This is a genomic window from Fluviicola sp. (assembly GCF_030151805.1).
In the GTDB taxonomy this organism is placed as follows: Bacteria; Bacteroidota; Bacteroidia; order Flavobacteriales_D; family Crocinitomicaceae; genus Fluviicola.
Genome location: NZ_JASLCN010000443.1, coordinates 1 through 21,598, shown reverse-complemented (window position 1 = coordinate 21,598; position 21,598 = coordinate 1). Strand labels below are relative to the sequence as shown.

The window sequence follows — 21,598 nt, the reverse complement described above, 5'->3', positions numbered from 1 at the left end:
TTTTTGATCTCCCGGAGGTTTTCAGCCTCTTTTTTGGAAGGAGCAGTTAGTCGGACCAATTCACAGCCAGCTTCGATCATCCGAATGGATTGTTCAACAGAACCTTCTGTGTCCATCGTATCTGTGGTGGTCATTGATTGGATTCTGATCGGGTTGGAACCGCCAATTGAAGTGATTCCTACTTCTACTTCACGTGTTTTGAAGCGCCCGCGATTGAATAAATCATTACAGAAATGAATTTTTTCCGACATTCTTAAAGAAATTGTACACAGCAAAAGTACGGAATGAATTTCAGTGTTTCACGTCTTCTATCAGCATTTCAATCAATTGACCTGCTTCGTTTTTCAGATAATAGTTTCCCTCGAATTCTTTGTAGTCGGAATAAACCAGATTCGCTGAAATTAATTCCTTGACGTGTTTTGTAATAGTGGATTTGTGCAGTGTCGTAAGTCTTTGAAAAGTGTCATTTGTTGCTTGATGATTTTCAAAGAGATACTTCACAATTGTAATTCTTGCAGGGTGCCCCAAAGCTTTGGCAATTTGAGCCAATTGTAAGGTTTGATGCGAGTAAGGATAGATTTTACTTATTGCCATAATAACTTGTTTCTTACTTAATTTAGGAAAAAAGTTGATTAAAAACAAAACTTTTTTGCCTCGGTTTGCCATTTGGCAAACAGGCAAATTTGCATTTTGGGATTGAGTCTAAAAATCTAGATTTGATTGTTTTCGATAATTCATTTTGAATCCTGGAAAAAGTATTCAATTCAACCGCAAAACACCACGAACAACCTGATAACTAAAACTAAACAACGAATCAATCGCTTTATCCTTAAAATATCCCGGCTCCCATTCGAAATTTTGCTTAATCAGAAAAGTGAGAATTTCTTCATTCAACTCCTTATTCTTAACAACAACTTCTCCCCAGCCAACCGCCCTGCCCTCACAATTGATCAGCACACTCACCATTCCCCTGCCCTTGAAATCCGGGTTGTTTTTTAGAAACGAAAGCTCCTTGTTCAGCATTTCGATTAATTCTTCTTTGCTGACAGAACATTTCGGTTCAAGCTCTCCCTCATTCCCATTGTAGAGCTCGAAAACATCTTTTGCAGGAACGCACATTCCTTCTATTTTCTTGCGAAGCATGATGCGTTTTGGTTTTTCCTCCGGAATTTTTTGCTGACCAATGGAATAAGCGGAAATCAAAAGGAAAAAAAGGGTCAATTTGGTTTTCATCCGAGAAATGAATTTTGATGTAACTGATTTGTTTTTAATTGGAAAGGAACGTTGGTTTATCGGTTATAAGCTCAATATTCTTCCTGTTTTTATGGAATTTGAATTTGTAATAGCAAACGAGATCGGTTCTTTTATCAATAGTTCCCCATCCATAAACGAACACTTCGTATCGTTTTTCAGACCGCAAGTTCGAATAGGGATAAATCAGATAGTAAACGCCGTTATTTTCTTTTGCAAGTGTTGAATCCAGACGAGAAATGCAATCCATAATTTCTATCCGATGGATGAGTTTTTCTAACAGCTTTTCTTCTGTTTCGATTTCTTTTTCAAATTTTTGGTGCCAGTTTTTTCCATATTTCATTGAAATTAAAGAGTCTGTCCGCTTGTTGGCGATGTCTGCGCTATCTTTTAATGGTTCAGAAATCAAACAATTAGCAACACTTTTGAAAGAAATTCCCCATCTGAATGCAACAATCTGTTTTGCGTTTTCATGCGTGTTATTTCGATGAAGACCGTAGACAAGAATTTCAAAATCTGGCGCATCGTTTTTCTGCCCGCATGCTGAACATGCATACAGGAAAGAGATCAGAAAACAACAAAACTTAAGGATGTGCATACAAACGCCGATTTCAGGTAATTAAGTCGTGAAATTAAAAACTTCATTTAAAACAGGAAAAATTACCTGGTGGATTTTGTATAATGCACACTTCCACAGCAATGTTTGAATTTTTCACCACTATCGCAAACACAAGGGTCATTCCGGCCAATAACAGATTGTTTTTTGGAAAGATTTCTGTCAGCCATGTGTTGGTTGAAGATCTTCTCCAGCAAGGCGTATAATTCCGGGTGCTTCTCCTCCAATAATTTCGGACGCTCGAAAAAGTACTCGCTGATCACCGAAAAGAATTCCGCTTTGTTGGTTGCTCCGTATGGATTGATATCAGATTTTCCTTCGTAAATGCGTTCAATTTCCTTATTCATGGAATCAATCCATGGAATAGCATACTGACGTTCCATCAACAACTTGGGAAGACCATCAATTTCTCCATCCGATTTGTCAATCAAATGTACAAACTCATGAATGGCCGTGTTTTGCTTATCGGATTCATTTTTGAAACCAAGTCTGAGTGCTTCTTTGGAAAGAATCATCACTCCTTCCATGTTTTGATTTCCGACCATTCCTAAAATTCTGCGTCCGGGACCACCCTCAAAATCAAAGTTTTCGTTGAACATATCAGGGTAAAGCAACACTTCTCGGATGTTGGTGTATTTCCAGGTATCGAAACCAAAAATCGGGATGATGGCACTGGAAGCCACCAATAATTTATCGCGCAGGTCAACCTCCGTTTTAACTCCGGTAATCCGGCAATTCAAGAGAAACTCCTGGACTTTATACTCAAAACGCTTTTGCTCTGCCTCGCTTAAAGAATCGTAAAATAAAACATCCTCTTCCAGAATGTGTTTCCACTCTGCCGGAAAAGGTTCCGTGGGAGTTTTCCATTTCGGATGAGCTGTTTTTCGGTAAGAAACCCAGCCAAAACCGAGTACTGAAATAATTAAAATGAAACCGATAATTACCATAAGTTCACACGTGAAACATTAATTCAATAGTTTATTTCGTTGAAATTCTATCCCTTTCCTAATTAAGTAAGCATGATAAAAACTGGGAACATCGTGTGTCCACCTGGGCAACAGCAATGTGATAAGAATTCTGTCTGTGTGTGAAATTAATCCAAAAATAATTGCAATCAAAAAAGGAATGCCGGCATAATTGAAGCCAATTAGTGAAGTGAAGCCGATCAGTAACGTTATTCCCCAGATTTTGGATAAAAAAGCATGAGTACAAGTTTCTTTCCCGAATTTCATGAAACTGATCAAATAACACATTCCCTCCAAAACAAAAATGATTGAAATAGATCCTTTGTTCCTTGAAATGAGATCCGGATTCAATAGCCAGATGCATATTCCGATCGAAACCCAGAAAATCATATCGGTCTGACTATCGAAGCGCCGGAGTTTTTCAGTCGAGACATTTATTTTTCGGGCAATTATTCCGTCGAGAATATCCGAAATCAAGCCCAGATACATCAAAACGAGAAGAAAAGGCCTGCTGGCATCTTTAAAAGTGAAAGCAAGTCCGATCATAATGGGAGCGAGAATTAATCGGAAAATAATTAAACTGATTGGAATGAACTTTTTCATTGTTCCGATTTAGACTGGATTCATTCAGTTGGTTAACAAGTGAATTTAGAATTAAAATTCGAAGTAACAAATAGCTTGAATGAACCTTTTTCTGTTTTTTACTACCTTTCGGCATGCATTTCGACGAATTGATTCATTTTTGTTTCCAGCTTCCGGGAGCTACGGAAACGTTTCCATTTGATAAGCGGACACTTGTGATCAAGGTTCAGGGAAAAATGTTTGCATTGGTAGACGTGGAAGATCCAACCGGGATCAACCTCAAATGTGATCCTGAACGGGCAATTGAACTGCGGGAACGCTATGACGGAATTCAGCCCGGATATCACATGAGCAAAAAACATTGGAACACCGTTTCACTGGAGGGATTGGTGGATGATTCGCTGATAAAAGAGTTGATCGTACATTCTTACGAATTAGTTGTTTCCTCGTTACCAAAAAAACTACGCGATGAGCTTGCGAATTGATAAATATGTGTGGTTTGTGCGTTTGGCGAAAACACGAACCCTGGCAACCGAATTGGTTCAGAAAAATAAGATCAAACTGAACAATGCTCCTGTAAAACCTTCCAAAGAAGTGAAAATCGGAGATACGGTTTCGATAATCAAAAATAACACAACCTTCAGCTATAAAATCAAGGATTTACTGGATCGTAGAGTGGGTGCAAAACTCGTTGCGGATTACCTGATTGACATTACGGATCCGCTGGAACTCGAAAAATTCAAAACGTACCAGGAAGCTCAAAGCGTTTATCGTGAATATGGAACCGGTCGGCCTTCCCGGAAGGACAGAGACAATTTCGACTCCTTTTTTGAGTGGCTGGAAGACGAAGAGGATGAAGACTAACGAAAACCACATAAACCATTATTCATGTCAAAACCGCTCTATGTCCTGGGAACAGGACTTTCGCACAACGGATCGGCTGTTCTTCTGAAAGACGGAATAATCTGTGTTGCAATTGAAAAAGAACGCATTACCCGAATCAAACATCAGGGTGGAAACGACACGGACGCCATTCGATATTGTTTGGATGCGGAAGGAATTACACTTGCAGATATTGATTTGGTTGTTCAAAGCGCCAATTTTGAAACGCCCGATCGGGATAGGTTCCACGGGAAACGCTTGTTTGCCGACTTTCCGGATCTTCCCGTAATAACAATTTCGCATCACCTGGCACATGCATACAGTGCGGTCGGAACCTGTGATTTTGAAGAATGTGCTGTCATGGTGATCGACGGCTGCGGAAGCCCGTATGAACAATGCATGGATGTTTCGCGTGGAACACTTCTTCCTGAGAATCTGGAAAAACTGGCCCAAAGTCAGATGTGGTGCGAAAAAGACAGCTTCTATCATTTCGATGGGAAAACACTCACCCCGCTTTTGAAAGATTTCAGCCCGATTGAACGGGTTTCGGAACAACCGTTGAAATTACCGACCACGAAACATTCCATCGGCGGATTCTATGCTGCAATCAGCCATTACGTTTTCGGAAATATGGACGATGTGGGCAAACTCATGGGGCTTGCTCCTTACGGAAAACCCGGTGAAATTGAACAAGAAGCGTTTGAATTCGTAAATGGTTCCCTGCTGGTAAAAGACGATTGGAAACAAGAATTGAAAATGCCTTCCGAAGGCTATCATTTTTTCAAAGAGCACTTTCAATACTACGCAGATGTGGCATTTTGGGCACAGAAAGAAGTCGAAAAAGCCGTTTTTAGCTGTTTTAAAGACCGTTTAAAGCGTTTTCCGTATAAAAACGTGTGTTATAGTGGTGGAGTGGCTTTAAATGCTGTAGCGAACGCTTTTTTGTTGAATGAAGGTTTGGTTACGGATTTCTACATCGAACCGGCCGCCGGAGATAATGGCCTGGCGTTGGGTTGCGCGTATTACGGCTGGCTGGAAATCTTGAAGAAACCGAAAGAAAAACACACCGAAAGCACGTGTTTTGGAAAAACCTATTTGCCGGAGGAAATCGAAATGGCTTTGAAAAATTGTCCCGGAGATTGGGAAATGCAAATCTTGGAACCCGAGGAATTGGTTCAGACAACAGCTCGATTTTTAGCAGCAGGAAAAACCATCGGCTGGTTCCAGGATCACTGTGAATTCGGACCAAGAGCATTGGGACATCGCAGCATTCTGGCCCATCCGGGAATCAAGGGGTTAGGAGATCACATCAACGCAAACATCAAATTTCGTGAAGATTTCAGGCCATTTGCTCCGGCTGTTTTACCCGAATTAGCTTCAACTTATTTCCGCTCGGGAAGAAAAAGTCCGTATATGATTCTGATCGATCATACCAAACCGGAATACGCGGAACAACTACAGAATGTGACACATGTAAACGGAACAGCACGCGTTCAAACGGTCGATAAAACGTGGAACAATTTATTCTTCGAACTGATTCGTGCTTTTGAAAAAGAAACAGGGATTGGGGTTTTGCTCAATACCAGCTTCAACAAAAAAGGAATGCCCATCGTCGAAACACCCGAACAAGCCCTTGCTTTGTTCCGGGAATCCGCATTGGATGTGCTGATAATCAATCACTATCTTTTAAAAAAGTCTACCATTCAATAAGCAGCGAGTCCGTTAGACGAGCATCCATTTGCGCAACTTGTCCCGACTTTTTGGGATTTGTGGTAAAAAACCAGCAGAATCCCAATGTAAGATGAGAAAAACTGTTCACCTGGAGTGTTTCCCCGGAGAACAATAAATCCTTGAGTTGTGCTACAAGACTTTTAAGGTTCGGCGCGCAACTGTTCGAAAACACTCACATACTCCTGTAATTTTTCAAATAAACCCTTCAAATCAGCGGGAATAGCCTGCGGGAACAACTTTTGAATTTGTGCCACTCCGCTGTTGGCAGCTTTCTCTGCTCCCGCTTTATCTCCGGAAGCAAACCGTTCAGCCATTAATTTCATGCTTTGATTCACAATGGCCACAGCCATCATGCGCTTGTGATTCATGTCCAACGTCATATCCAGCAAACCGGTTGCCGTACTCCATTCCGGATGCAATTCTTTTTCTACCACTTTTTGCTTGTTACTCACCGGGTCGGTATAAGTCATGCGCGCTACCACTTTTTGTTGCTCGATCGCCGGAGTAGCATGGATAATATCCATTTTCACCAGGGCCATTTTCTGTAATCCGGGAAACAAATGATCGATATCCACAGTCACTTTGCCTGCGTTTACCTTTGCATTTTCATAGCCCAATAACTGACGGTAAACAATCTGATCGTTGAACAAGATTTCCAGTTTTACATCCGTTCCGATCGGATCAATCGCGCCGTCGAGGGTTTTAAGAAATGCCTGGCTGTAACGAGTAGGGTCACCCGCCATCTGCATCGTTCCGCCACCAATCGTTGCCAATTGTTCCAGCAAAGCGGCGTTGTAATCGTAACCCACTCCGATCGCAGAAATCTGTAGTCCTTTTGCGGCATAACTTTTTGCCAGGTTAATCGAAAGTTCGGGTTCATCGCCACCATAACCGTCCGATAACAAGATCAAACGATTCACCATGTTCGGTTTTTTATTCGCTTCCAGTTGTTTGAGTCCTTCTTCAAAACCAATGGAAATAGTGGTTCCGCCGCGGGGCTGCAAGGCACGGATCACATCACAAATAGCGGTTTTATTGGTGATGAATTGAGAAGGTAACACGTTGTACAAATTGTCGTCGAAAGCAACAATCCCGATACGATCTTGAGAGTTCATCCGGTTAATCATTTCAATCAGGGTGTTTTTCAGCAATTCCAACCGGTTTTCATTCGACATGGAACCAGAAACGTCGATCACAAAGAAGAGATTTTTCGGAATGCTCGCCTTTTTGTTTTTCGCATTCACTTTAAAACCGACTTCCAAAACAGCTTCTTTGGATGAAGCGTTGAATTTGTTTCCCCATTTTAAAAACAGGTCAAGCTCATTCTCACCCGATGGATATTGAGCAGTTACGAAATCATTCACATTCAAAGCTACGAGGTCTTTTACCCGTGGAATAAACGATTCGATGTTTTCCAATCGCGGATCGGGAGTGTAATTGATGGTTTTACTCATCGTTGCGAAACCTTTCATCCGGCTTAAATCAAGTGCTTCTGCATCACGCTGAAACGTAAAATCGACCACGTATTTTGTTTTTAAAGGAAGCATGAAAACAACTTTCCCTTGTTGATCGGTTTTCCCTTTGTATTTGATCGGGCTGCCAACTGTTTTTAAGTAAACAGGTTCGTTCGCAATGGACGAACCATTCTTACGGATTGTTAAACTGACGTGTGCATGCGAACTGCTTGGTTTGATTCCTGCTGGAATCGTCTGAACGGTATATTTTCCGGTTTTTGTTTCGGTAAACGCTTTTTTTTCATAGGTAATGAATGCTGTTCTTGCAAGCGACTCGTTACCAAAGTCAGCCCAGTCCATGGAAGGAATATCCGAAACATCAATTTCGTAATCGTTTTTGTTGGGAACCATAAAAACACATTCTCCCAAAGCATTGGTTGTTGCTGTAAACTGCTCGGCCAGTTTAAAACAAGTCAGGCTAACCGGAATGTTTGCCTGCGGCTTGTCTTCCCGATCCTTCAATACGACTTTCAACACGCAGTGGGAAGCGTCCGGGGGCGTCATAGACGAAATTTTCTGGGGTGTTTTTTTGAAAACAATCGTAGATCTGTCCGGCAAAATGCGGTTTTCCCGTTTCCATTCTTCGAGGTCGTACGTTAAATGATTTCGTGCATTTCCCTTCCCTCCGACCTCAACCCATAAACAGTTGGTCATGTCACCAACAGAGCCGATCCAGAGTTCTCCATGATCGAAAACCATGTCCAGGACTCCGGCTGCATTGGTAAGTTTCTCGATCCGTTCGAAAGTGGTGGCTTCAACAAAACGCACGGAGAGATTTCCCGCCGCCTGGTTTTGATTATTTACTACTTGTAAATGATAGCTGATCTGAGCATTGGCAATGGGTATGCAACATAACGCTGCCAACAAAAGTCGAAAGGATTTCATAAGTTTGAACAATTGGGTTTGTACCCTTCAAACTCCGGATTTCGAATTCGTTACACTTTTTATGCGATAGTAAAAACGGATTTACCAGCCGCCTCCGCCACCTCCTCCGCCACCACCACCGGAAAACCCGCCTCCGCCGGAGAAAGAACCTCCTGATGAAGAACTTGGCGGCACGGATGCCGAACTGATGCTTGTGCTTAAACTGTTGAAATTAAAATGACTAAAACCGTACATTCCAAGACCGTAATACCAGAAATGATTGGAAGAATATCCGGCTTCCAGCACTTTCGGATCAAACTTGTTTTTCCAAACGTCAGCCATTCCCAGAACAATCGCGTAGGGAAGCAGGCGTTCATATGTTTCAAAACTCATGTCTGGCGGATTGTTGAATGCAATTCGCTTGTTGTCAGCATATTCAATGAATAATTTCAATCCCTGGAGATGATCCATCATTTTTCGACCTTCCGGAGTAGGTTGTTCAAACAAATAACCGAACAGGAAATTAATGACAAGACCGATCCCGATCATGGTGAAAATCAGGATTATATTTCCGCCGAAAAAGTAGCGAAGTAAGAATGCTGCACCAACAAATCCGAACAAAACCAGGTATTGCTGAAGATTCAGGTGGTTGTTGGTTTTCACGTACTTTTCACCTTGTGTTTCCAGAACATCGGCTTCCAATTGTTCCATGGTTTTTCGCAACAAAGCGTTGTAACTGTTTTCAACAAAAAGAACCGTGTCCCGGTTGTGAAACAATCCATTGTACAAGCGGGTTTCAAGTTTGCTTAAAGGTGTTTTTTGATTTCCTTCACGGGTAAACGTGTAGCTGCTGTTTTTCTTCTCGATTTTCATCCAGCCTTTGCTGGCAATAGAAATCAATTGCCCGGTAAAAGCCGTGGAATCGCATTTCCCCCGATTCATAATTGCAAAAGCTTCCGCCGGAGAAATTCCTTCTGGAGCATCGTATTGCGGCATAATTGTTCCGGGTTTTGGATCACGGCCGTAACGGAACCACAAAAGCAGGTTACGTGAAACCTGGAACACGATCATCACAACCAGTAAAACCCAAAGTGTGTGCGACTTCAACCAATAAATAAAATTGTCCATTCCGGACGGGTAGGTCAATTTGTTTTTATCCCAGGACGCAGCAAAAGTCAATCCTTCATAGCTGCCCAACGGATTTGTTGTCTTATAAACCAATTCATTGTCCAGGACTTGAGTAACTGAAAAGTCTTTTCCGGCTGCCCCGCTTTCTCCGGTGTAAGCAGTGAATCGCTTGAATTTGATGCCTTTAGGCAATTGCACGGTTGCACGCAACGAATCGATGGAGAAAACCCAGCCGTTTCCGTTGGTATTCCAGTACAATTCATCCATGTTGTCCAAAAACCGCAAAACGTGATTTACCTCGTAAGTGAACTCATAAGTATGTTTTCCGATGGATAAACTTGTTTCCTTGCTTCCGAAATAGGTTCGAAGGCCATTGTCCATGCTTTCAGTATGATAATCTTCCGTTTCCCCGTCGCGTTTGAGGGAAACGAATTTAAAATCAACATCTGTTCTTCCTCCTTCGTAATCGTAACTCAAAGGAATATCGCGGTAAATACCGTGATTAATCTGATCCAAAGCGCAGTAGATCGTAATGCGTTCTGTGATACGCATGCTGCAATTTTGCTTGACTGCATAAGTCGCATCAAAATAAATAATCCGTTCTTTTTCAAAGTCCTGAGCAGATGCCTGAATGCTGAAAAGAAGGAACAAGCCCAGGAAAACCGATCGAAGAATTCTAGTTGGCAGTATTTGGAATAGCATGTTGTTGTGAATTTGCTTGAACATAATTGCGCTTAGTGTGTTTTCCCCGTTTAACGAACCAGGTATACGGAATTTTTTCCTGAAGTGAATTGTATGCCTCCACGGTTCCGTTGTAGAATTGACGGGAATAGAGCAGGTGATTTTCGGTTTCTGTAATTTGATTTAGTAACTTTTCAAATGTTTGATCTGCCTTCAGATCCGGGTAAGCTTCTTTGATGAGGTTGATTTTAGTCAGAATTTGGGGAAAGTCATCTGTTTTGTCCCAAATTCCGGTACGTTTTTGAGCCAATTCCTCCAGCAATTCCGCTTCGTGTTTTGCATAACCGGAAGCAACCTGAACCAGTTTCGGAATCAATTCATACCGCTTAAGTAATTGAACATCCATGTCGGCAAAAGAAGACTCAACCAGGTTGCGCGCGGCGATTAAGCGGTTATTTATGACCACTATCGAAACGATAACCAAGATTAAAACGAGGACAATACTGAGAATGTAAACGAGCATTTTTTTAGGTGAAAGTAAGCATTGAGATTTAAAGTTCAAGCTCTTTCATCCCGCATTTCTCACAACCAGCCTGTTTCTTGCGCTTAGAAGTCAATACAAACCTGCGAACAAGGTAGAAACCTGCCCCAAGAATTGCCACTATGACCAGAATCGTTTGCATCACTTGAAAAGTGTGTATGTAATGTAAGCTCCAAGGTACGCCAAAAAGCCCATATATCCAAGCTGAACCATCGGCCACTTCCAGGATTTTGTTTCACGCTTTACCACCGCCAGCGTAGCCATGCATTGCATCGCGAAAACGTAGAAAACCAATAAAGAAAGACCACTTGCAAGCGTATAAGTCGGAGTTCCGTCGGCACGTTTTTGAGCTTTCAGTTTGTCCATGAGTTGGGTCGGATTGTCGTCTACGTCGTGAACGGAATAAATTGTCGCTAAAGATCCTACAAAAACCTCCCGGGCAGCAAAGGAAGTGAGGAGGGAAATTCCCATTTTCCAATCATAACCCAGTGGTTCGATCACCGGCTCAATGAATTTTCCCATGTGCCCCATATAGGAATGCTCCAGTTTCGTTGAAGCAACGCGGGTTTCGTAGTCTGTGATTGCTTCTTCTGTTTTTGCAAGAGGAACAGGAATTTCTTTTGCGTATTTTTCCATATCGTCTCCCGGACCAAAACTTGCCAACGCCCAAAGAATAATGGAAATGGCAAGGATGATTTTCCCGGCATCAAACACGAAAATCTTCACTTTTTCAAACACTTCAATCCCCACATTTCCCCAGCGCGGTGTTTTGTAGGCCGGCATTTCCAACAGGAAAACACTCAGTTCTTTCTTCTTGAAAAACTGTTTGATCACCCAGGCTACCAGCAAAGCAGAAATAATTCCGAGCAGGTAAAGCCCGAAGAGAACCAAACCTTGCAGGTTTAGAAAGTTGAAAACCAGCTTATTTGGAATGACCAATGAGATCAAAAGCGTGTAAACAGGCAGGCGGGCAGAACAGCTGATCAAAGGAGCAACCAGAATCGTTGTTAAACGTTCCTGCCACGAGCTGATGGTCCGTGTTGCCATAATTCCCGGAATGGCACAGGCCGCGCTGGAAAGAAGCGGAACAACGCTTTTTCCGTTCAACCCGAAAGGCCGCATCAGTTTGTCGGTAATGAAGACCACACGAGCCATGTAACCGGTTTCTTCGAGGATCGAAAGCATGAAAAAGAGCAAACCGATTTGAGGAATGAAAATCAATACGCCGCCGATTCCCGGAATGACTCCGTCAACAATCAGCGAGGTGAAAATTCCTTCCGGCATGATTTCTCCCAGCCACGAAGCCAATGAGGAAGTTCCCAGGTCAATCCAATCCATCGGGTAGGAGGCAAGTGTGAAAACAACCTGGAAAATAATCAGTAGCAAAACCAAAAAGATGAGGTACCCGAATACCGGATGAACCAGCCATTTGTCTATTTTATTCGAAAAGGATTCTTCCTGTTTTTTCTTGCTGACTACTTTGGAAACAAGTGGCTTTATCCGCTCAAAGCGTTCATTTGTATCTTGTACCTGTGCCGCCAGATCACCTTTATCTTTCAGAGAGTTTACCTGGAATGCTTCGCGTGGAACGGCATCTTCTGCCATCCATTGCTTTAATTCCGGAAGCCCGGTTCCGATGCGTGCGTTGGTACGAATAATCTTCGCTTCCGGGAAAGCTTCCTGCAATTGGCCGGTATTTATTTCAAACCCGTTTCGCGAAGCAACATCCGTCATGTTCAGCACCAAAGCCGTTGGTAAACCAAGATCGTAAATCTGTGTAAATAGTAAAAGATTACGTTCTAAGTTGGTACTGTCGAGGACAACGGCTACTTTTTCCGGGAAATTTTTGTTGGTTGGATCCGAAATAACCGAGTAAACAACTTCTTCGTCTTTACTGCGGGGATAAATACTGTAAGTTCCCGGAAAGTCAATGATTTCGATCTCTGTTCCGGAAACCGTCAGATAACCGGAATGCTTATCAACCGTTACGCCGGGAAAATTCCCGATATGCTGTCTTAAACCCGTAAGCCGGTTAAAAAGAGAACTTTTTCCTGTATTCGGATTTCCAAAAAGGGCAATTTTTTTCATCTATTCTACTTCAATCAAAATCGCTTCGGAAAGCCTCATGGATAAAACGTATCCTGAAATGTCTACTGCGATCGGATCTCCAAATGGAGCTTTAAACAATACTTCAACTTCTTTACCGGTGTAAAGTCCCATTTCCAGCAATTTTGGTTTGAGTTCACTTTCCGCGATACCCAATATCTTCGTTTTTTGATTCAATGGAATCTGCGCAAGTGTTTTCATGGGAAACAATTTGTTGTTGAAATGCTGAAAGCTACAAAATTAGTCGAAGAAGGTGGTTTCCCCAATACCGAATTTGCGGTATATCCTTAGTTTGCGGATTTTAAATCGTCCAAAATCTTCTGAACATCATTTTCAGTCGACGTCAGCTTGCTTTTACAAAGCTGGATCAGCTCTGCGGCACGCTTCACTTTTTCCGAAAGCAAGTCCACAGAAATCTCCCCGGATTCAATGTCCGCAATGATTTGCTGCAATTCTTCGTATGCCTGCTCGTATGTCGGTTGCTGTTCTTTCACCAAACGAATTTACGGAAAAATAATTGAATTGTTTTGATGAATCTGACTTCCCCCTTTGGAGGGGGATAAAGGGGGAGGAAAATACAGGATCATTGTATTTTATTGATTTTCAAAACCCTTTCTCCCGATTATTCTTTCAAAACACCTTACTCATTTATCTGTTGAGATTTTGACTCATTCAGAGTCACAATGATAGAATTACACAAATTTGAGAATAAATTTATTCTCAAATAATTAAATTGGGGTTGGTCCTCCCCCTTTATCCCCCTCCCAAGGGGGAAAGTACAAGCAGTCATTTTACCTTTGCCGTCAATTACTGTGCTTCCGTCACAATTTTCAACTCTTCGCCTGTTTTTGCCTGGTTTTTTGCTGAAAGAACTCCTTTCTCATTTGTCACAATGGCATAACCGCGTTGAAGCACCGTAATCGGATCGAGTAATTTCAGATGAAGTTCTGCCTGCTCTAGTTTCGCAGATTCCCGTTGAATTTTACGGGGAAAGGCCTGAATCAGTAATTCTTCCCGGTTCTTTACCGTTTGGTGTTCTGTGTTTAAACGGGTTTTGGTGTGAATCTGAAGCAAATGGATGAGGTTTTGCTGCTTGTTTCTGTGTGTTTCCAACAAGTACCCCGATAAAGAACGTATTTGATTACGAAGTTCTGAAAGGATTTGGCTGGAACGTGTCATTTTGTGCTTTACCTGGAACTCAAATTCTTTCACGCTGCTGAGAAAGGTGTTTTTCTCCTCCGATAAAGCTTTTTGAACTTCTTGCTGAAAGTGGCGTGTGAGCTGGGAGAATTGATTTTTATTATCTTGAAAGACACGCCGGATCTGTTGCGGAAGTTTTACTAATAACTCATCCAACGGAGCATCTAATTCTTCGAAAATGCTCAGAAGAAAATAAGCCATGTCGGAAGGAGTGATCCCGTTCCGGAAAGCAATCATTTCGCAGACCGTCAGGTTGGTTGAATGGCCGATTCCGGTCAGAATGGGAAGCGGGAAGGTTGCAATGGCTTTTGCCAGTTCGTAATTGTTGTAGCAATGCATCCCGATTTCGCCACCACCACCGCGGATGATCACAACGGCGTCAAAATGATGTTTGATCTTTTGGATGCGTTTTAACTGATCCCGGATGGAATTGATTGCCGCATCGCCCTGGAGTGTTGCTTCAAACAAAAACGTGTTGAAATGATAGCGTTTCGGATGCCCGTTGAGCAAGGTTACAAAATCGGAATATCCTTTGCTGTCGGCTTGTGAAATAATAGCAAGCCGCTTGGGAAGCAGCGCCATTTCCAGTTGCTGATTTGCATTCAGAATTCCTTCTTTGTTGAGTCGTTCAAGGGTTTGCTGCCGTTCTTTTTGCAAGGCACCCAAAGTATAATTCGGGTCGATATCAATGATTTCGAGCCCGATATTGTAGAGTGGGTGATAGGTGATTTTCACGTGAAACAGCAATTCCATTCCGTCACGCAGGGGTTCTTTTACGATGTCGTGGAACTTTTGCTGAATCCGCTCGAAGTTTTGTTTCCAAATGGTTCCGCGCATTTCCACGACGATGGATTCGTCTTCTTTCTGAACCAGTTCCGGGTAGCAATGACCTTTTCGGGTGAAATTCAACTTATGCATTTCCGCCGTTACCCAATACATGCGCGAATAACGCTCGGCAATTGTCTTGCGAATCGATTCTGCGACTTGTTTGAGTGTAAAATGCTGCGGAGTTTCCATTACCTAAAGGTAGGGAAAATAGATGGAGTGCGTTCTATGACGATCAATCCTGATCGAGAATGTCTTCGGGTTTACTTTTTCGGGATAATTGCTTTCTGACTTGCAGCAAAGTAATGCCGAAAGCTCCGCTGATAATAAAGCCGGCAAAAATCAGGATCATTCCTTTTGCCATGTGTTTATGACCTGCAATTTGTGTCACGACAATTCCTGAAATGAGCAGGACAAGTCCGATAACGAAGTAGATAATTATTTTTCTCATGATTTAATTGCCAAATCCGCTCAGTTCATAGATTTCTTTCGGTGATTTCAAAAATAACTCTTTCCAGGATTCCGGACCAAACTTTTTAACGTAAGCTTCTACGATCAGGTAACCGAAATAATAACCGATTGCACCGGGCAATTTTTCATTGAGTTTATCGCTTCTGTTTCTGAAAACATTGATGATGGCTTCGTCTGTGGAATAAATAGAGGAAACAAAAAACTGTTTCAAAGCTGTGATGTTTTTATCACAAAACTGCAATTCTTCTTCAGAATACCCCAGGTTTTCCGCCAGGGTGTACTTTTTCCCCCAGTATTTTTGATTCATCCAAACAGCAAAACCTTCACCGATAATGGAACCTGCGGCCGTTGAATCCCGGTGAGGATTCACATTGGTCATGATCTGATGGGTAAGTTCGTGCGGAAACATGCGCAAAATCCGTTCATTGGAAGAATTACTTTGATGTGCGAGGTCGATCAGCATGGCAAAATCTCCCAATCCTCCCAAATCCGTCCATGCGGGGCCGTAAACAATGTACCACTTACCTTTCGGAGAGTGTCCTGTGAGCTGCGTCATCTTTTCTGCCACTTCGCGAAAGTTTTTCACGAGTAATTTTCCATCAATTGCTTCGTTTTTGAGTTTCCATTCGGGTAAAAGACTCATGGCATCATTCATCCAGGAGGAAACATCCTCTGCGTTGCCTAAGTAACCGTTCCAAAATTCCTGGTAAGGAGTATAAACCGAATCTGCAAACACCTTTTTTCGTGTGCTTGAATCTGCATTTTGATAACGTTCCATCAAACGGATTTGTGTTTGAGAAAGATCCGTTAACTCCAGGGAATTCTGGGAATAGATGGAACAGCTGAAAAGCAAAGCCATCAGAAGTAAGTGAAGTTTCATGATGTTTTTCATGCTATGACGATTGAATGGTACAATAAGTTACAGAAAGGAGAAAAGTTGGTTTGTTTTACAAATAGACATCCCGCAGTGGGGGACAAGTTGTGTCTATTAGCCCAGTGGCAGTAAGGGTTTTGATGCTATTCCCGGATTCTTCAGGGCGGATTCAATCGGTTTTCTCTAACAAGTTTCTTAAAGTCAAAACATGCGACAAAAAAACAATGGGAACAATATAAGCGGGAAGAAGTGCAAACGGAAATTTCAGCAAGGCAATGTTCGGTTGATCAAAACCAATTAGTTGAATTGGCAAAGGAGAAGAAAGAATTGCGATCAGCACAATGGTTGTCAGGAGAAAGATTCCGGCAATATTCCAAACGATGAAAAAGGGACGAGCCGGATTTTTTCGGGTAATGATGAGATAGAGCAATAGAAAAATAGCCGTTATTCCCATCAGAATATCGAAGTTCCAACCCCGAAATGTCATTAGAACGGGAATTTGCTTGTTTAAGAAAAGTTGATACAATACAAGTTCTACCGGCAGCCGAAGCAGGTGAACTGCCAATAGAAATTCCTGTTTTAGATGAGTTGTTTTCAGTTTTTTATAAAACCAAAATGAAAGTCCGATTCCGGGAATAATCACCAAAAGAAATCTTGGCGGGCGGGCTGTTGTGTCTTCAAAATAACCTGTTACTGAAATCAGAGAAACAACAGTGATCCATAAAAAGCTGATGACCAAAACCTGTTTGTTCTTTCCGGTTCCGGAATAGAAAAAGCAAAGTGCCAAATAGGTAATGAAGATAAAAGAAACGGCCAGCATGGTAAGTTATTAAGATCCGAATTGACGCAAATGATGATCGGTGTGTTTGTAAACGTAATTTCCGATTTCTTCTTTGGTCATTGATCCGAAAAAGGGATGAACGAAAGTGTCATTTGAAAAGTAGGAATACTTGTTTAGCAGCTCAATCCACTTACTACGCTCTGCCTCAAAATCACCTGTTCCGGTAATTTTCAGTTGGGGATGAGTGGGTTCATTTTGTTTCATCGGAGCATCGTTCTTCAATATGTTTTTTAAGGACATACTACCGAATAAACGCCCAATAAACAAGCGTTTGTAGTGGGTTTCTCCCAAAAATAATTCCTCACTTAAAGTACAATGTTTCAGCATTTGGTAAGGAGTCATTTTTCCCCATTTCCGCTTGTTGTTTTGGTTCATGGAGTTGATTCGTCCTACTAGTTCTTCACGGGTTTCCAGATGGAATATTGTTTTCATCGCTCGTTTGTTTTATGGGGCAATACTACGAACGCTGGCAATAATAAAACTTGTCTTATGACAAGAAATCATTCTCCGGCAATTTCTTTCCGGATTCTGCTCAGTGAAGTATCTGTGATTCCCAGGTAAGTTGCAATGTGTTTCAACGAGATATTCTGAACAATGTGCGGTTTCTCCTGAATGAAGCGGAGATATCTTTCTTTGGCCTGATCGGCGATGATTGAAATGCTTTGCCGCTTCAGTGAAAAATAGCTGTTTACCAGGTTTGTTCGTCCCTGTTCTCTGAAACTTTGAATGCTGTGAAAGAGTTTTTGAAAGGTGTCAAAATCGAGTTGCCAGCATACGCAATCGGTCAAAGTCTGTATGTTTTCGCGGGTCGGATTTCTAAGAAAAAAAGAGGTCCAGTCGATGACAATTTCTCCTGCAGTATAGAAGTTGGTTGTAATGTCGTTCCCGTCCGTGTCAATAACGTATGAGCGAACAAAACCGCTTTCAACAAACCAATACAGATTTTCCACGTTTCCTTCCTGAAGCAGGTAATCGTTTTTAGAAAATGTGACTTGTTTGAAGTGGGAAATAATTGTTTGGAGTTCCTCCGAAGAGAAGCTGTTTGGCAGAAAGATGCTGCTTAAAAAATGGTTTTCAATCATCGCTGTTCGGTAAATTCATGTAATCAGCAAATTTATAGATAAACATCCCGAATTAGGGGAATAAGTTGTGTCTATTAGCCCAGTGGCAGTAAGGGTTTTGATGTTATTCCCGAATCCTCCACGGCGGATCAATCCGGTTTTCCCCGGCAAAGAACAAAATCAGTTGGTTTCCATCTGGATCTTTCAGATAAGCTTCGCGCCACAACCAGGTTTGATCTTTCGGAAGTTGGTCAAAAACAAGACCTTTTCGGATCAGTTCTTCTACTTTTTCGTCCAGGTTTTCACATTCAAAATAAACGGAAATGCCAGCTCCCGAGGGGAGCTCTTCAACCAGATGGACGGAAAAAGTAGCATTTCCATCCGGGCAAAGAAAGCGGGCATAATGCGGCGATTCGACAATCAGTTTCAAACCGAGTGTTTGGTAAAAAGAAATGGATCTTTGAATGTTCGAGGAAGGAACTGTAACCTGGTTTAAATTCATATATTCCGGGTTTATCAATTGAAATTAGCGATTTTTAGCGTCTTTTGATTTTACGAGCAGGGGATTCCAAATGGTATTTGTCGGCTTTTTTCCGGATAGGATCTCTAGAGCGTATAAAGTATATTCATTTTCGGATAGAACATTTTCAGAAAGATATTTCTTTAGAAGAACGTTTTCAGCATGAAAAGCAGCACTTAAATTGAATTTCCAAACACCCTTTTCCTTGTTGAATTCGAATTCAATTAAATCTCCTTCCGGTGTTGCAACAACAAGGGCTTTTGCTTTTTGATCTTTTACAGATACCGTTTTTAATTTTACTGATGAACCGCTATCAGGACCTGCGATTGATTTGTTTGTTATATAGATACAGAATGTTCTTCCATCAAATTGAAGAATACTGTCTTTGTTGATGATTAGCCGGGTACTCAGAACGGTCATTTTATCATTCAAACTCAAATTGCTTACTTCCGTGCTGTCTGCGTATTTGACTTTTTCAAGGATGTATGAGTACCATTCGGCGGTGTTTTTATCCAGTAAGTTGTAAACCTCAACTCCATTTTTATCCAGAAGAGCTTTTTGATAAAGATCAAACGTTTTTACTATTTCAATACTATCCGTTGTCTGACTGTTAACATGATGACTAAAGGTAATCATGCCGGTAAGTAAAATGAGTTTTATCTGGTTGAACATATTGAATGCTGTTTTTGTCCTTATTTTCTCCCTGCTCTAATCTGTGCTGCAAGTTCTTCGGCCTGCTTTTTTGTAAAACTTCCGGAGATTTCTGTGGCTCCACCTGCTATTACTTCCCGTACCATTGGGCACGAAAGAACCTTTTTATCCACCGCAATGGCAATATAGCGACCAACATTGTAAGCGGTCATCATTTTCCAATTCTTAGAACCTTCCTGTGTCATTGTCAGGCTGATAATTGGTTTTTGCATGTAATTTGAGAAGCTCGAGGCTGCGTCGAGGATGTGCCTTCCGTCGATTTTTGCTTCACCACTTTTCGGGACTTTAACGGCATACAGAGCATACACTTTTTTATAGTTCAGGGTTTCTTCGACTCCGAAAGACCACATGAATTGAAGGTCTTCGGGAAACAGCTTTTTGACTTCGGGGTGGTCCAGGATGGAATTGACTGATTGGATGTCTTCTTCCTCTACATACCCGAATGCACCTTCACGATGAAAACTGACCCAATTCTCCAACCCGATGACGTCTTTCAATAATTCCTGATTTTCCTTTGAAGAGCTATCATTTTCATGAAACCATTTAGTTGCGTTTTGCCAGGAAGGGAGAATTTCTTCCCTGTTAAACGTTTCAAAAAACTGGATATTCAGGGGTTTGACATTTTTTAAATGCGAAGGCTCTGACACTGGTTCGGAAGAACAAGCGATTAAGAAAGCCGGAATAAACAGGAATAGAAAAAGATGCTTCATATGGGGTTGTTTGGCAATGTTTGACTTTTCGAAGATACGAATTATTGAAATGTCTTAAAATCAAAAGTGAGTATTTGACGATCCGGGAATCTCTCACTTCGGGTGGAAAAGGATGAAATTAACTATAAAGAATAATGCATACGGATCCTATTCCAACAAGAGCTACAAAGAAGAAATTCAATGCAATGAATGCTGGATTTGCAAGGATACAAAAGGAATGTTCTTCCATGAGGAAAACGGTAAAATCGCGCTTTAGTAAGCGTGGATAGAGACCTGAAAGCGTAGTGATTTTTAAGTGATGTTTTGAATAGGGAAGATTCCTGTAGATAATTTTTATTTTGTAAATAGGTCTTGCATTATGCATTTGAACAGTATGTATTATCCTGGCAGTTTCAAGAACCCCTTCTTTTTTGAATGTTTGATACCAGGATAGGTGCTTTATTTCCTGATATAGAAATATGACAAATGGAATAAACCAAAGCAAATCTGATTCTTTCATCTGGAATTTTAGTCTTGATTATTCTGGTTGCCCGAAAGTCAGCAGGTTATTGTCGGGATCGAGGATGGAAAATTCCCGTTGTCCCCAGGGCCGGTTTGCCAAATGGCCATTTGGGTGAATAGCAGCTGCATGACGCCCGGAAAATTCCTGGTAATCCGCATCGATATCGTTGGAACGAATGTATACCTGTCCGTAATTTTCTTTAGGATCCAACTCTTTGAACAGGAAAAAATGGATTTGAATTCCTTCTTTTTCTACCATGAGGTAATCCTCAAAATCGGCAGCACCAAAGACTTCGAAGCCAAGCTTTTGGTAGAATTCCAGGGTTGTTTGTTTTTCCCGCATAGGAAGTTTGGGGTGGATGGATGTGAGCATATAAAAAGATTTTAGAACTTGCTGTTCATGTAGGATACTTTATTTGAAGCATTTGGATTAGATAAGTCAATAATTTTATTCGTTCGATATAAATTATGATAGTTCTCGAATCTTTTTTTTCCAATAATACTATCAATGTAATTCCCACCGAAAAGATTGACTTCATAATAGCAAGAAACTGATTTGTTTTCAAAATTTAGATACTTTATCCTAACAAAAGACTTCAAATTACCGTATATTATGTCTTGTTTCTTGGTTAAAGAATCGAGTTGTTTTTGAAAAATATGTAGCTGTTTTTGATTTCTATACCCTGTGGATTCTTGTATTTCTCCTTCCGTTTTTCCAGTCTTGTAATTTGTGTTATAGTAATCAGGAACAATAAATTGGAAGATTTTTTGTTTATTATCTTTCATGTATGTAACATCAAAAAAAGTTGCAATTTCAATATCTATATTTTTAGCTTTTCCGGAAATTTTTGAAATACTTAAATAAGCTTCTTCATATAAATTGTTTTCTGGATTCTGAATTTGAGTTTGGATGATTTCAAAATCTGGAACTTTATCAAAAAGATCAGATTCATATTGTCTATTACTTATTTGATAGGATTTAATAGAAACTATTATTGCCATTATTGATAAAACAATGCTGCT

27 protein-coding genes are annotated in these 21,598 nt (G+C 41.2%); 3 read left to right on the top strand and 24 right to left on the bottom strand.

Annotated elements, in window-relative coordinates; genetic code table 11:
* The 6 genes from Q1V93_RS16875 to Q1V93_RS16850 form a co-directional block, all read right to left on the bottom strand.
* On the bottom strand, positions 1 to 251 hold a 251-nt coding region (locus Q1V93_RS16875; protein ID WP_300666285.1), incomplete at its 3' end, for a flavodoxin-dependent (E)-4-hydroxy-3-methylbut-2-enyl-diphosphate synthase.
* A gap of 40 nt (positions 252 to 291) precedes the next feature.
* On the bottom strand, positions 292 to 594 hold the full coding sequence (locus Q1V93_RS16870) for a helix-turn-helix transcriptional regulator (protein WP_300666284.1): 303 nt from the start codon (positions 592 to 594) through the stop codon (positions 292 to 294).
* Positions 595 to 759: 165 nt separating this feature from the next.
* Positions 760 to 1,233: a protein S100 gene (locus Q1V93_RS16865; protein WP_300666282.1), complete on the bottom strand. Its 474-nt coding sequence runs from the start codon at positions 1,231 to 1,233 to the stop codon at positions 760 to 762.
* 34 nt (positions 1,234 to 1,267) lie between these two features.
* On the bottom strand, positions 1,268 to 1,849 hold the full coding sequence (locus Q1V93_RS16860; protein WP_300666281.1) for a hypothetical protein: 582 nt from the start codon (positions 1,847 to 1,849) through the stop codon (positions 1,268 to 1,270).
* 62 nt (positions 1,850 to 1,911) lie between these two features.
* Positions 1,912 to 2,814 carry a zinc-dependent peptidase gene (locus Q1V93_RS16855; RefSeq protein WP_300666279.1) on the bottom strand — a complete coding sequence of 301 codons (903 nt, stop codon included), beginning with the start codon at positions 2,812 to 2,814 and terminating at the stop codon, positions 1,912 to 1,914.
* A gap of 18 nt (positions 2,815 to 2,832) precedes the next feature.
* Positions 2,833 to 3,435 (bottom strand): CDP-alcohol phosphatidyltransferase family protein, encoded by a 603-nt coding sequence (locus tag Q1V93_RS16850; protein WP_300666277.1) that lies wholly within the window; start codon positions 3,433 to 3,435, stop codon positions 2,833 to 2,835.
* 113 nt (positions 3,436 to 3,548) lie between these two features.
* Between Q1V93_RS16850 and Q1V93_RS16845 the strand changes: the two genes are divergently transcribed.
* The 3 genes from Q1V93_RS16845 to Q1V93_RS16835 are packed head-to-tail and all read left to right on the top strand — an operon-like array spanning position 3,549 to position 6,006.
* Positions 3,549 to 3,899 (top strand): MmcQ/YjbR family DNA-binding protein, encoded by a 351-nt coding sequence (locus Q1V93_RS16845; RefSeq protein ID WP_300666276.1) that lies wholly within the window; start codon positions 3,549 to 3,551, stop codon positions 3,897 to 3,899.
* Positions 3,883 to 4,278: an RNA-binding S4 domain-containing protein gene (locus tag Q1V93_RS16840; protein ID WP_300666274.1), complete on the top strand. Its 396-nt coding sequence runs from the start codon at positions 3,883 to 3,885 to the stop codon at positions 4,276 to 4,278. The genes Q1V93_RS16845 and Q1V93_RS16840 overlap by 17 nt, the downstream gene beginning before the upstream one ends.
* 24 nt (positions 4,279 to 4,302) lie before the next feature.
* On the top strand, positions 4,303 to 6,006 hold the full coding sequence (locus Q1V93_RS16835) for a carbamoyltransferase C-terminal domain-containing protein (protein ID WP_300666273.1): 1,704 nt from the start codon (positions 4,303 to 4,305) through the stop codon (positions 6,004 to 6,006).
* A 161-nt stretch (positions 6,007 to 6,167) separates the two neighbouring features.
* Here the strand turns inward: Q1V93_RS16835 and Q1V93_RS16830 are convergent, their stop codons facing one another.
* From Q1V93_RS16830 to Q1V93_RS16745, 18 genes are all read right to left on the bottom strand, one after another.
* A complete protein-coding gene (locus Q1V93_RS16830) occupies positions 6,168 to 8,426 on the bottom strand; it encodes a VWA domain-containing protein (RefSeq protein ID WP_300666272.1) in 2,259 nt (752 codons plus the stop codon).
* Positions 8,427 to 8,507: 81 nt separating this feature from the next.
* Positions 8,508 to 10,235 carry a DUF2207 domain-containing protein gene (locus Q1V93_RS16825; protein ID WP_300666270.1) on the bottom strand — a complete coding sequence of 576 codons (1,728 nt, stop codon included), beginning with the start codon at positions 10,233 to 10,235 and terminating at the stop codon, positions 8,508 to 8,510.
* Complete coding sequence (locus Q1V93_RS16820) at positions 10,210 to 10,737, bottom strand: LemA family protein (RefSeq protein ID WP_300666269.1); 528 nt, start codon at positions 10,735 to 10,737, stop codon at positions 10,210 to 10,212. The genes Q1V93_RS16825 and Q1V93_RS16820 overlap by 26 nt, the downstream gene beginning before the upstream one ends.
* 159 nt (positions 10,738 to 10,896) lie before the next feature.
* Positions 10,897 to 12,843: a ferrous iron transport protein B gene (feoB, locus tag Q1V93_RS16815; RefSeq protein WP_300666268.1), complete on the bottom strand. Its 1,947-nt coding sequence runs from the start codon at positions 12,841 to 12,843 to the stop codon at positions 10,897 to 10,899.
* A complete protein-coding gene (locus tag Q1V93_RS16810; protein WP_300666266.1) occupies positions 12,844 to 13,062 on the bottom strand; it encodes a FeoA family protein in 219 nt (72 codons plus the stop codon). It abuts the gene before it with no gap.
* Between the two features lie 86 nt (positions 13,063 to 13,148).
* Positions 13,149 to 13,355, bottom strand: coding sequence for an exodeoxyribonuclease VII small subunit (xseB, locus tag Q1V93_RS16805; protein WP_300666265.1), 207 nt, complete (start codon positions 13,353 to 13,355; stop codon positions 13,149 to 13,151).
* A gap of 313 nt (positions 13,356 to 13,668) precedes the next feature.
* Positions 13,669 to 15,078 carry an exodeoxyribonuclease VII large subunit gene (gene xseA / locus Q1V93_RS16800; RefSeq protein ID WP_300666263.1) on the bottom strand — a complete coding sequence of 470 codons (1,410 nt, stop codon included), beginning with the start codon at positions 15,076 to 15,078 and terminating at the stop codon, positions 13,669 to 13,671.
* Positions 15,079 to 15,121: 43 nt separating this feature from the next.
* On the bottom strand, positions 15,122 to 15,337 hold the full coding sequence (locus Q1V93_RS16795; RefSeq protein ID WP_300666261.1) for a hypothetical protein: 216 nt from the start codon (positions 15,335 to 15,337) through the stop codon (positions 15,122 to 15,124).
* 3 nt (positions 15,338 to 15,340) lie between these two features.
* The gene (locus Q1V93_RS16790; protein ID WP_300666260.1) at positions 15,341 to 16,249 is read right to left on the bottom strand and encodes a DUF2268 domain-containing putative Zn-dependent protease; all 909 of its coding nucleotides are present in this window, start codon (positions 16,247 to 16,249) and stop codon (positions 15,341 to 15,343) included.
* Between the two features lie 151 nt (positions 16,250 to 16,400).
* The gene (locus Q1V93_RS16785; protein ID WP_300666259.1) at positions 16,401 to 17,051 is read right to left on the bottom strand and encodes a hypothetical protein; all 651 of its coding nucleotides are present in this window, start codon (positions 17,049 to 17,051) and stop codon (positions 16,401 to 16,403) included.
* Between the two features lie 9 nt (positions 17,052 to 17,060).
* On the bottom strand, positions 17,061 to 17,504 hold the full coding sequence (locus Q1V93_RS16780) for a DUF1569 domain-containing protein (protein WP_300666258.1): 444 nt from the start codon (positions 17,502 to 17,504) through the stop codon (positions 17,061 to 17,063).
* 68 nt (positions 17,505 to 17,572) lie between these two features.
* Positions 17,573 to 18,154 carry a Crp/Fnr family transcriptional regulator gene (locus Q1V93_RS16775; RefSeq protein ID WP_300666257.1) on the bottom strand — a complete coding sequence of 194 codons (582 nt, stop codon included), beginning with the start codon at positions 18,152 to 18,154 and terminating at the stop codon, positions 17,573 to 17,575.
* A gap of 103 nt (positions 18,155 to 18,257) precedes the next feature.
* A complete protein-coding gene (locus tag Q1V93_RS16770) occupies positions 18,258 to 18,635 on the bottom strand; it encodes a VOC family protein (RefSeq protein WP_300666255.1) in 378 nt (125 codons plus the stop codon).
* A 24-nt stretch (positions 18,636 to 18,659) separates the two neighbouring features.
* Complete coding sequence (locus Q1V93_RS16765; protein ID WP_300666254.1) at positions 18,660 to 19,325, bottom strand: hypothetical protein; 666 nt, start codon at positions 19,323 to 19,325, stop codon at positions 18,660 to 18,662.
* Positions 19,326 to 19,345: 20 nt separating this feature from the next.
* Entirely contained in the window at positions 19,346 to 20,074 is a 729-nt protein-coding gene (locus Q1V93_RS16760; RefSeq protein ID WP_300666251.1) for a hypothetical protein, read from the bottom strand.
* A gap of 118 nt (positions 20,075 to 20,192) precedes the next feature.
* Positions 20,193 to 20,573 carry a hypothetical protein gene (locus Q1V93_RS16755; protein WP_300666250.1) on the bottom strand — a complete coding sequence of 127 codons (381 nt, stop codon included), beginning with the start codon at positions 20,571 to 20,573 and terminating at the stop codon, positions 20,193 to 20,195.
* 18 nt (positions 20,574 to 20,591) lie between these two features.
* Positions 20,592 to 20,948 (bottom strand): VOC family protein, encoded by a 357-nt coding sequence (locus tag Q1V93_RS16750; RefSeq protein ID WP_300666248.1) that lies wholly within the window; start codon positions 20,946 to 20,948, stop codon positions 20,592 to 20,594.
* A gap of 11 nt (positions 20,949 to 20,959) precedes the next feature.
* Positions 20,960 to 21,598 (bottom strand): hypothetical protein (locus Q1V93_RS16745; RefSeq protein WP_300666247.1); only part of this gene is annotated, 639 nt, incomplete at its 5' end.

Bases quoted from the DNA above. Each gene is read 5' to 3' on its own strand.
- Q1V93_RS16870 (WP_300666284.1), bottom strand. From the start codon at position 594: ATGGCAATAAGTAAAATCTATCCTTACTCGCATCAAACCTTACAATTG.
- Q1V93_RS16865 (WP_300666282.1), bottom strand. From the start codon at position 1,233: ATGAAAACCAAATTGACCCTTTTTTTCCTTTTGATTTCCGCTTATTCC.
- Q1V93_RS16860 (WP_300666281.1), bottom strand. From the start codon at position 1,849: ATGCACATCCTTAAGTTTTGTTGTTTTCTGATCTCTTTCCTGTATGCA.
- Q1V93_RS16855 (WP_300666279.1), bottom strand. From the start codon at position 2,814: ATGGTAATTATCGGTTTCATTTTAATTATTTCAGTACTCGGTTTTGGC.
- Q1V93_RS16850 (WP_300666277.1), bottom strand. From the start codon at position 3,435: ATGAAAAAGTTCATTCCAATCAGTTTAATTATTTTCCGATTAATTCTC.
- Q1V93_RS16845 (WP_300666276.1), top strand. From the start codon at position 3,549: ATGCATTTCGACGAATTGATTCATTTTTGTTTCCAGCTTCCGGGAGCT.
- Q1V93_RS16840 (WP_300666274.1), top strand. From the start codon at position 3,883: ATGAGCTTGCGAATTGATAAATATGTGTGGTTTGTGCGTTTGGCGAAA.
- Q1V93_RS16835 (WP_300666273.1), top strand. From the start codon at position 4,303: ATGTCAAAACCGCTCTATGTCCTGGGAACAGGACTTTCGCACAACGGA.
- Q1V93_RS16830 (WP_300666272.1), bottom strand. From the start codon at position 8,426: ATGAAATCCTTTCGACTTTTGTTGGCAGCGTTATGTTGCATACCCATT.
- Q1V93_RS16825 (WP_300666270.1), bottom strand. From the start codon at position 10,235: ATGCTATTCCAAATACTGCCAACTAGAATTCTTCGATCGGTTTTCCTG.
- Q1V93_RS16820 (WP_300666269.1), bottom strand. From the start codon at position 10,737: ATGCTCGTTTACATTCTCAGTATTGTCCTCGTTTTAATCTTGGTTATC.
- feoB (WP_300666268.1), bottom strand. From the start codon at position 12,843: ATGAAAAAAATTGCCCTTTTTGGAAATCCGAATACAGGAAAAAGTTCT.
- Q1V93_RS16810 (WP_300666266.1), bottom strand. From the start codon at position 13,062: ATGAAAACACTTGCGCAGATTCCATTGAATCAAAAAACGAAGATATTG.
- xseA (WP_300666263.1), bottom strand. From the start codon at position 15,078: ATGGAAACTCCGCAGCATTTTACACTCAAACAAGTCGCAGAATCGATT.
- Q1V93_RS16795 (WP_300666261.1), bottom strand. From the start codon at position 15,337: ATGAGAAAAATAATTATCTACTTCGTTATCGGACTTGTCCTGCTCATT.
- Q1V93_RS16790 (WP_300666260.1), bottom strand. From the start codon at position 16,249: ATGAAAAACATCATGAAACTTCACTTACTTCTGATGGCTTTGCTTTTC.
- Q1V93_RS16785 (WP_300666259.1), bottom strand. From the start codon at position 17,051: ATGCTGGCCGTTTCTTTTATCTTCATTACCTATTTGGCACTTTGCTTT.
- Q1V93_RS16780 (WP_300666258.1), bottom strand. From the start codon at position 17,504: ATGAAAACAATATTCCATCTGGAAACCCGTGAAGAACTAGTAGGACGA.
- Q1V93_RS16775 (WP_300666257.1), bottom strand. From the start codon at position 18,154: ATGATTGAAAACCATTTTTTAAGCAGCATCTTTCTGCCAAACAGCTTC.
- Q1V93_RS16770 (WP_300666255.1), bottom strand. From the start codon at position 18,635: ATGAATTTAAACCAGGTTACAGTTCCTTCCTCGAACATTCAAAGATCC.
- Q1V93_RS16765 (WP_300666254.1), bottom strand. From the start codon at position 19,325: ATGTTCAACCAGATAAAACTCATTTTACTTACCGGCATGATTACCTTT.
- Q1V93_RS16760 (WP_300666251.1), bottom strand. From the start codon at position 20,074: ATGAAGCATCTTTTTCTATTCCTGTTTATTCCGGCTTTCTTAATCGCT.
- Q1V93_RS16755 (WP_300666250.1), bottom strand. From the start codon at position 20,573: ATGAAAGAATCAGATTTGCTTTGGTTTATTCCATTTGTCATATTTCTA.
- Q1V93_RS16750 (WP_300666248.1), bottom strand. From the start codon at position 20,948: ATGCTCACATCCATCCACCCCAAACTTCCTATGCGGGAAAAACAAACA.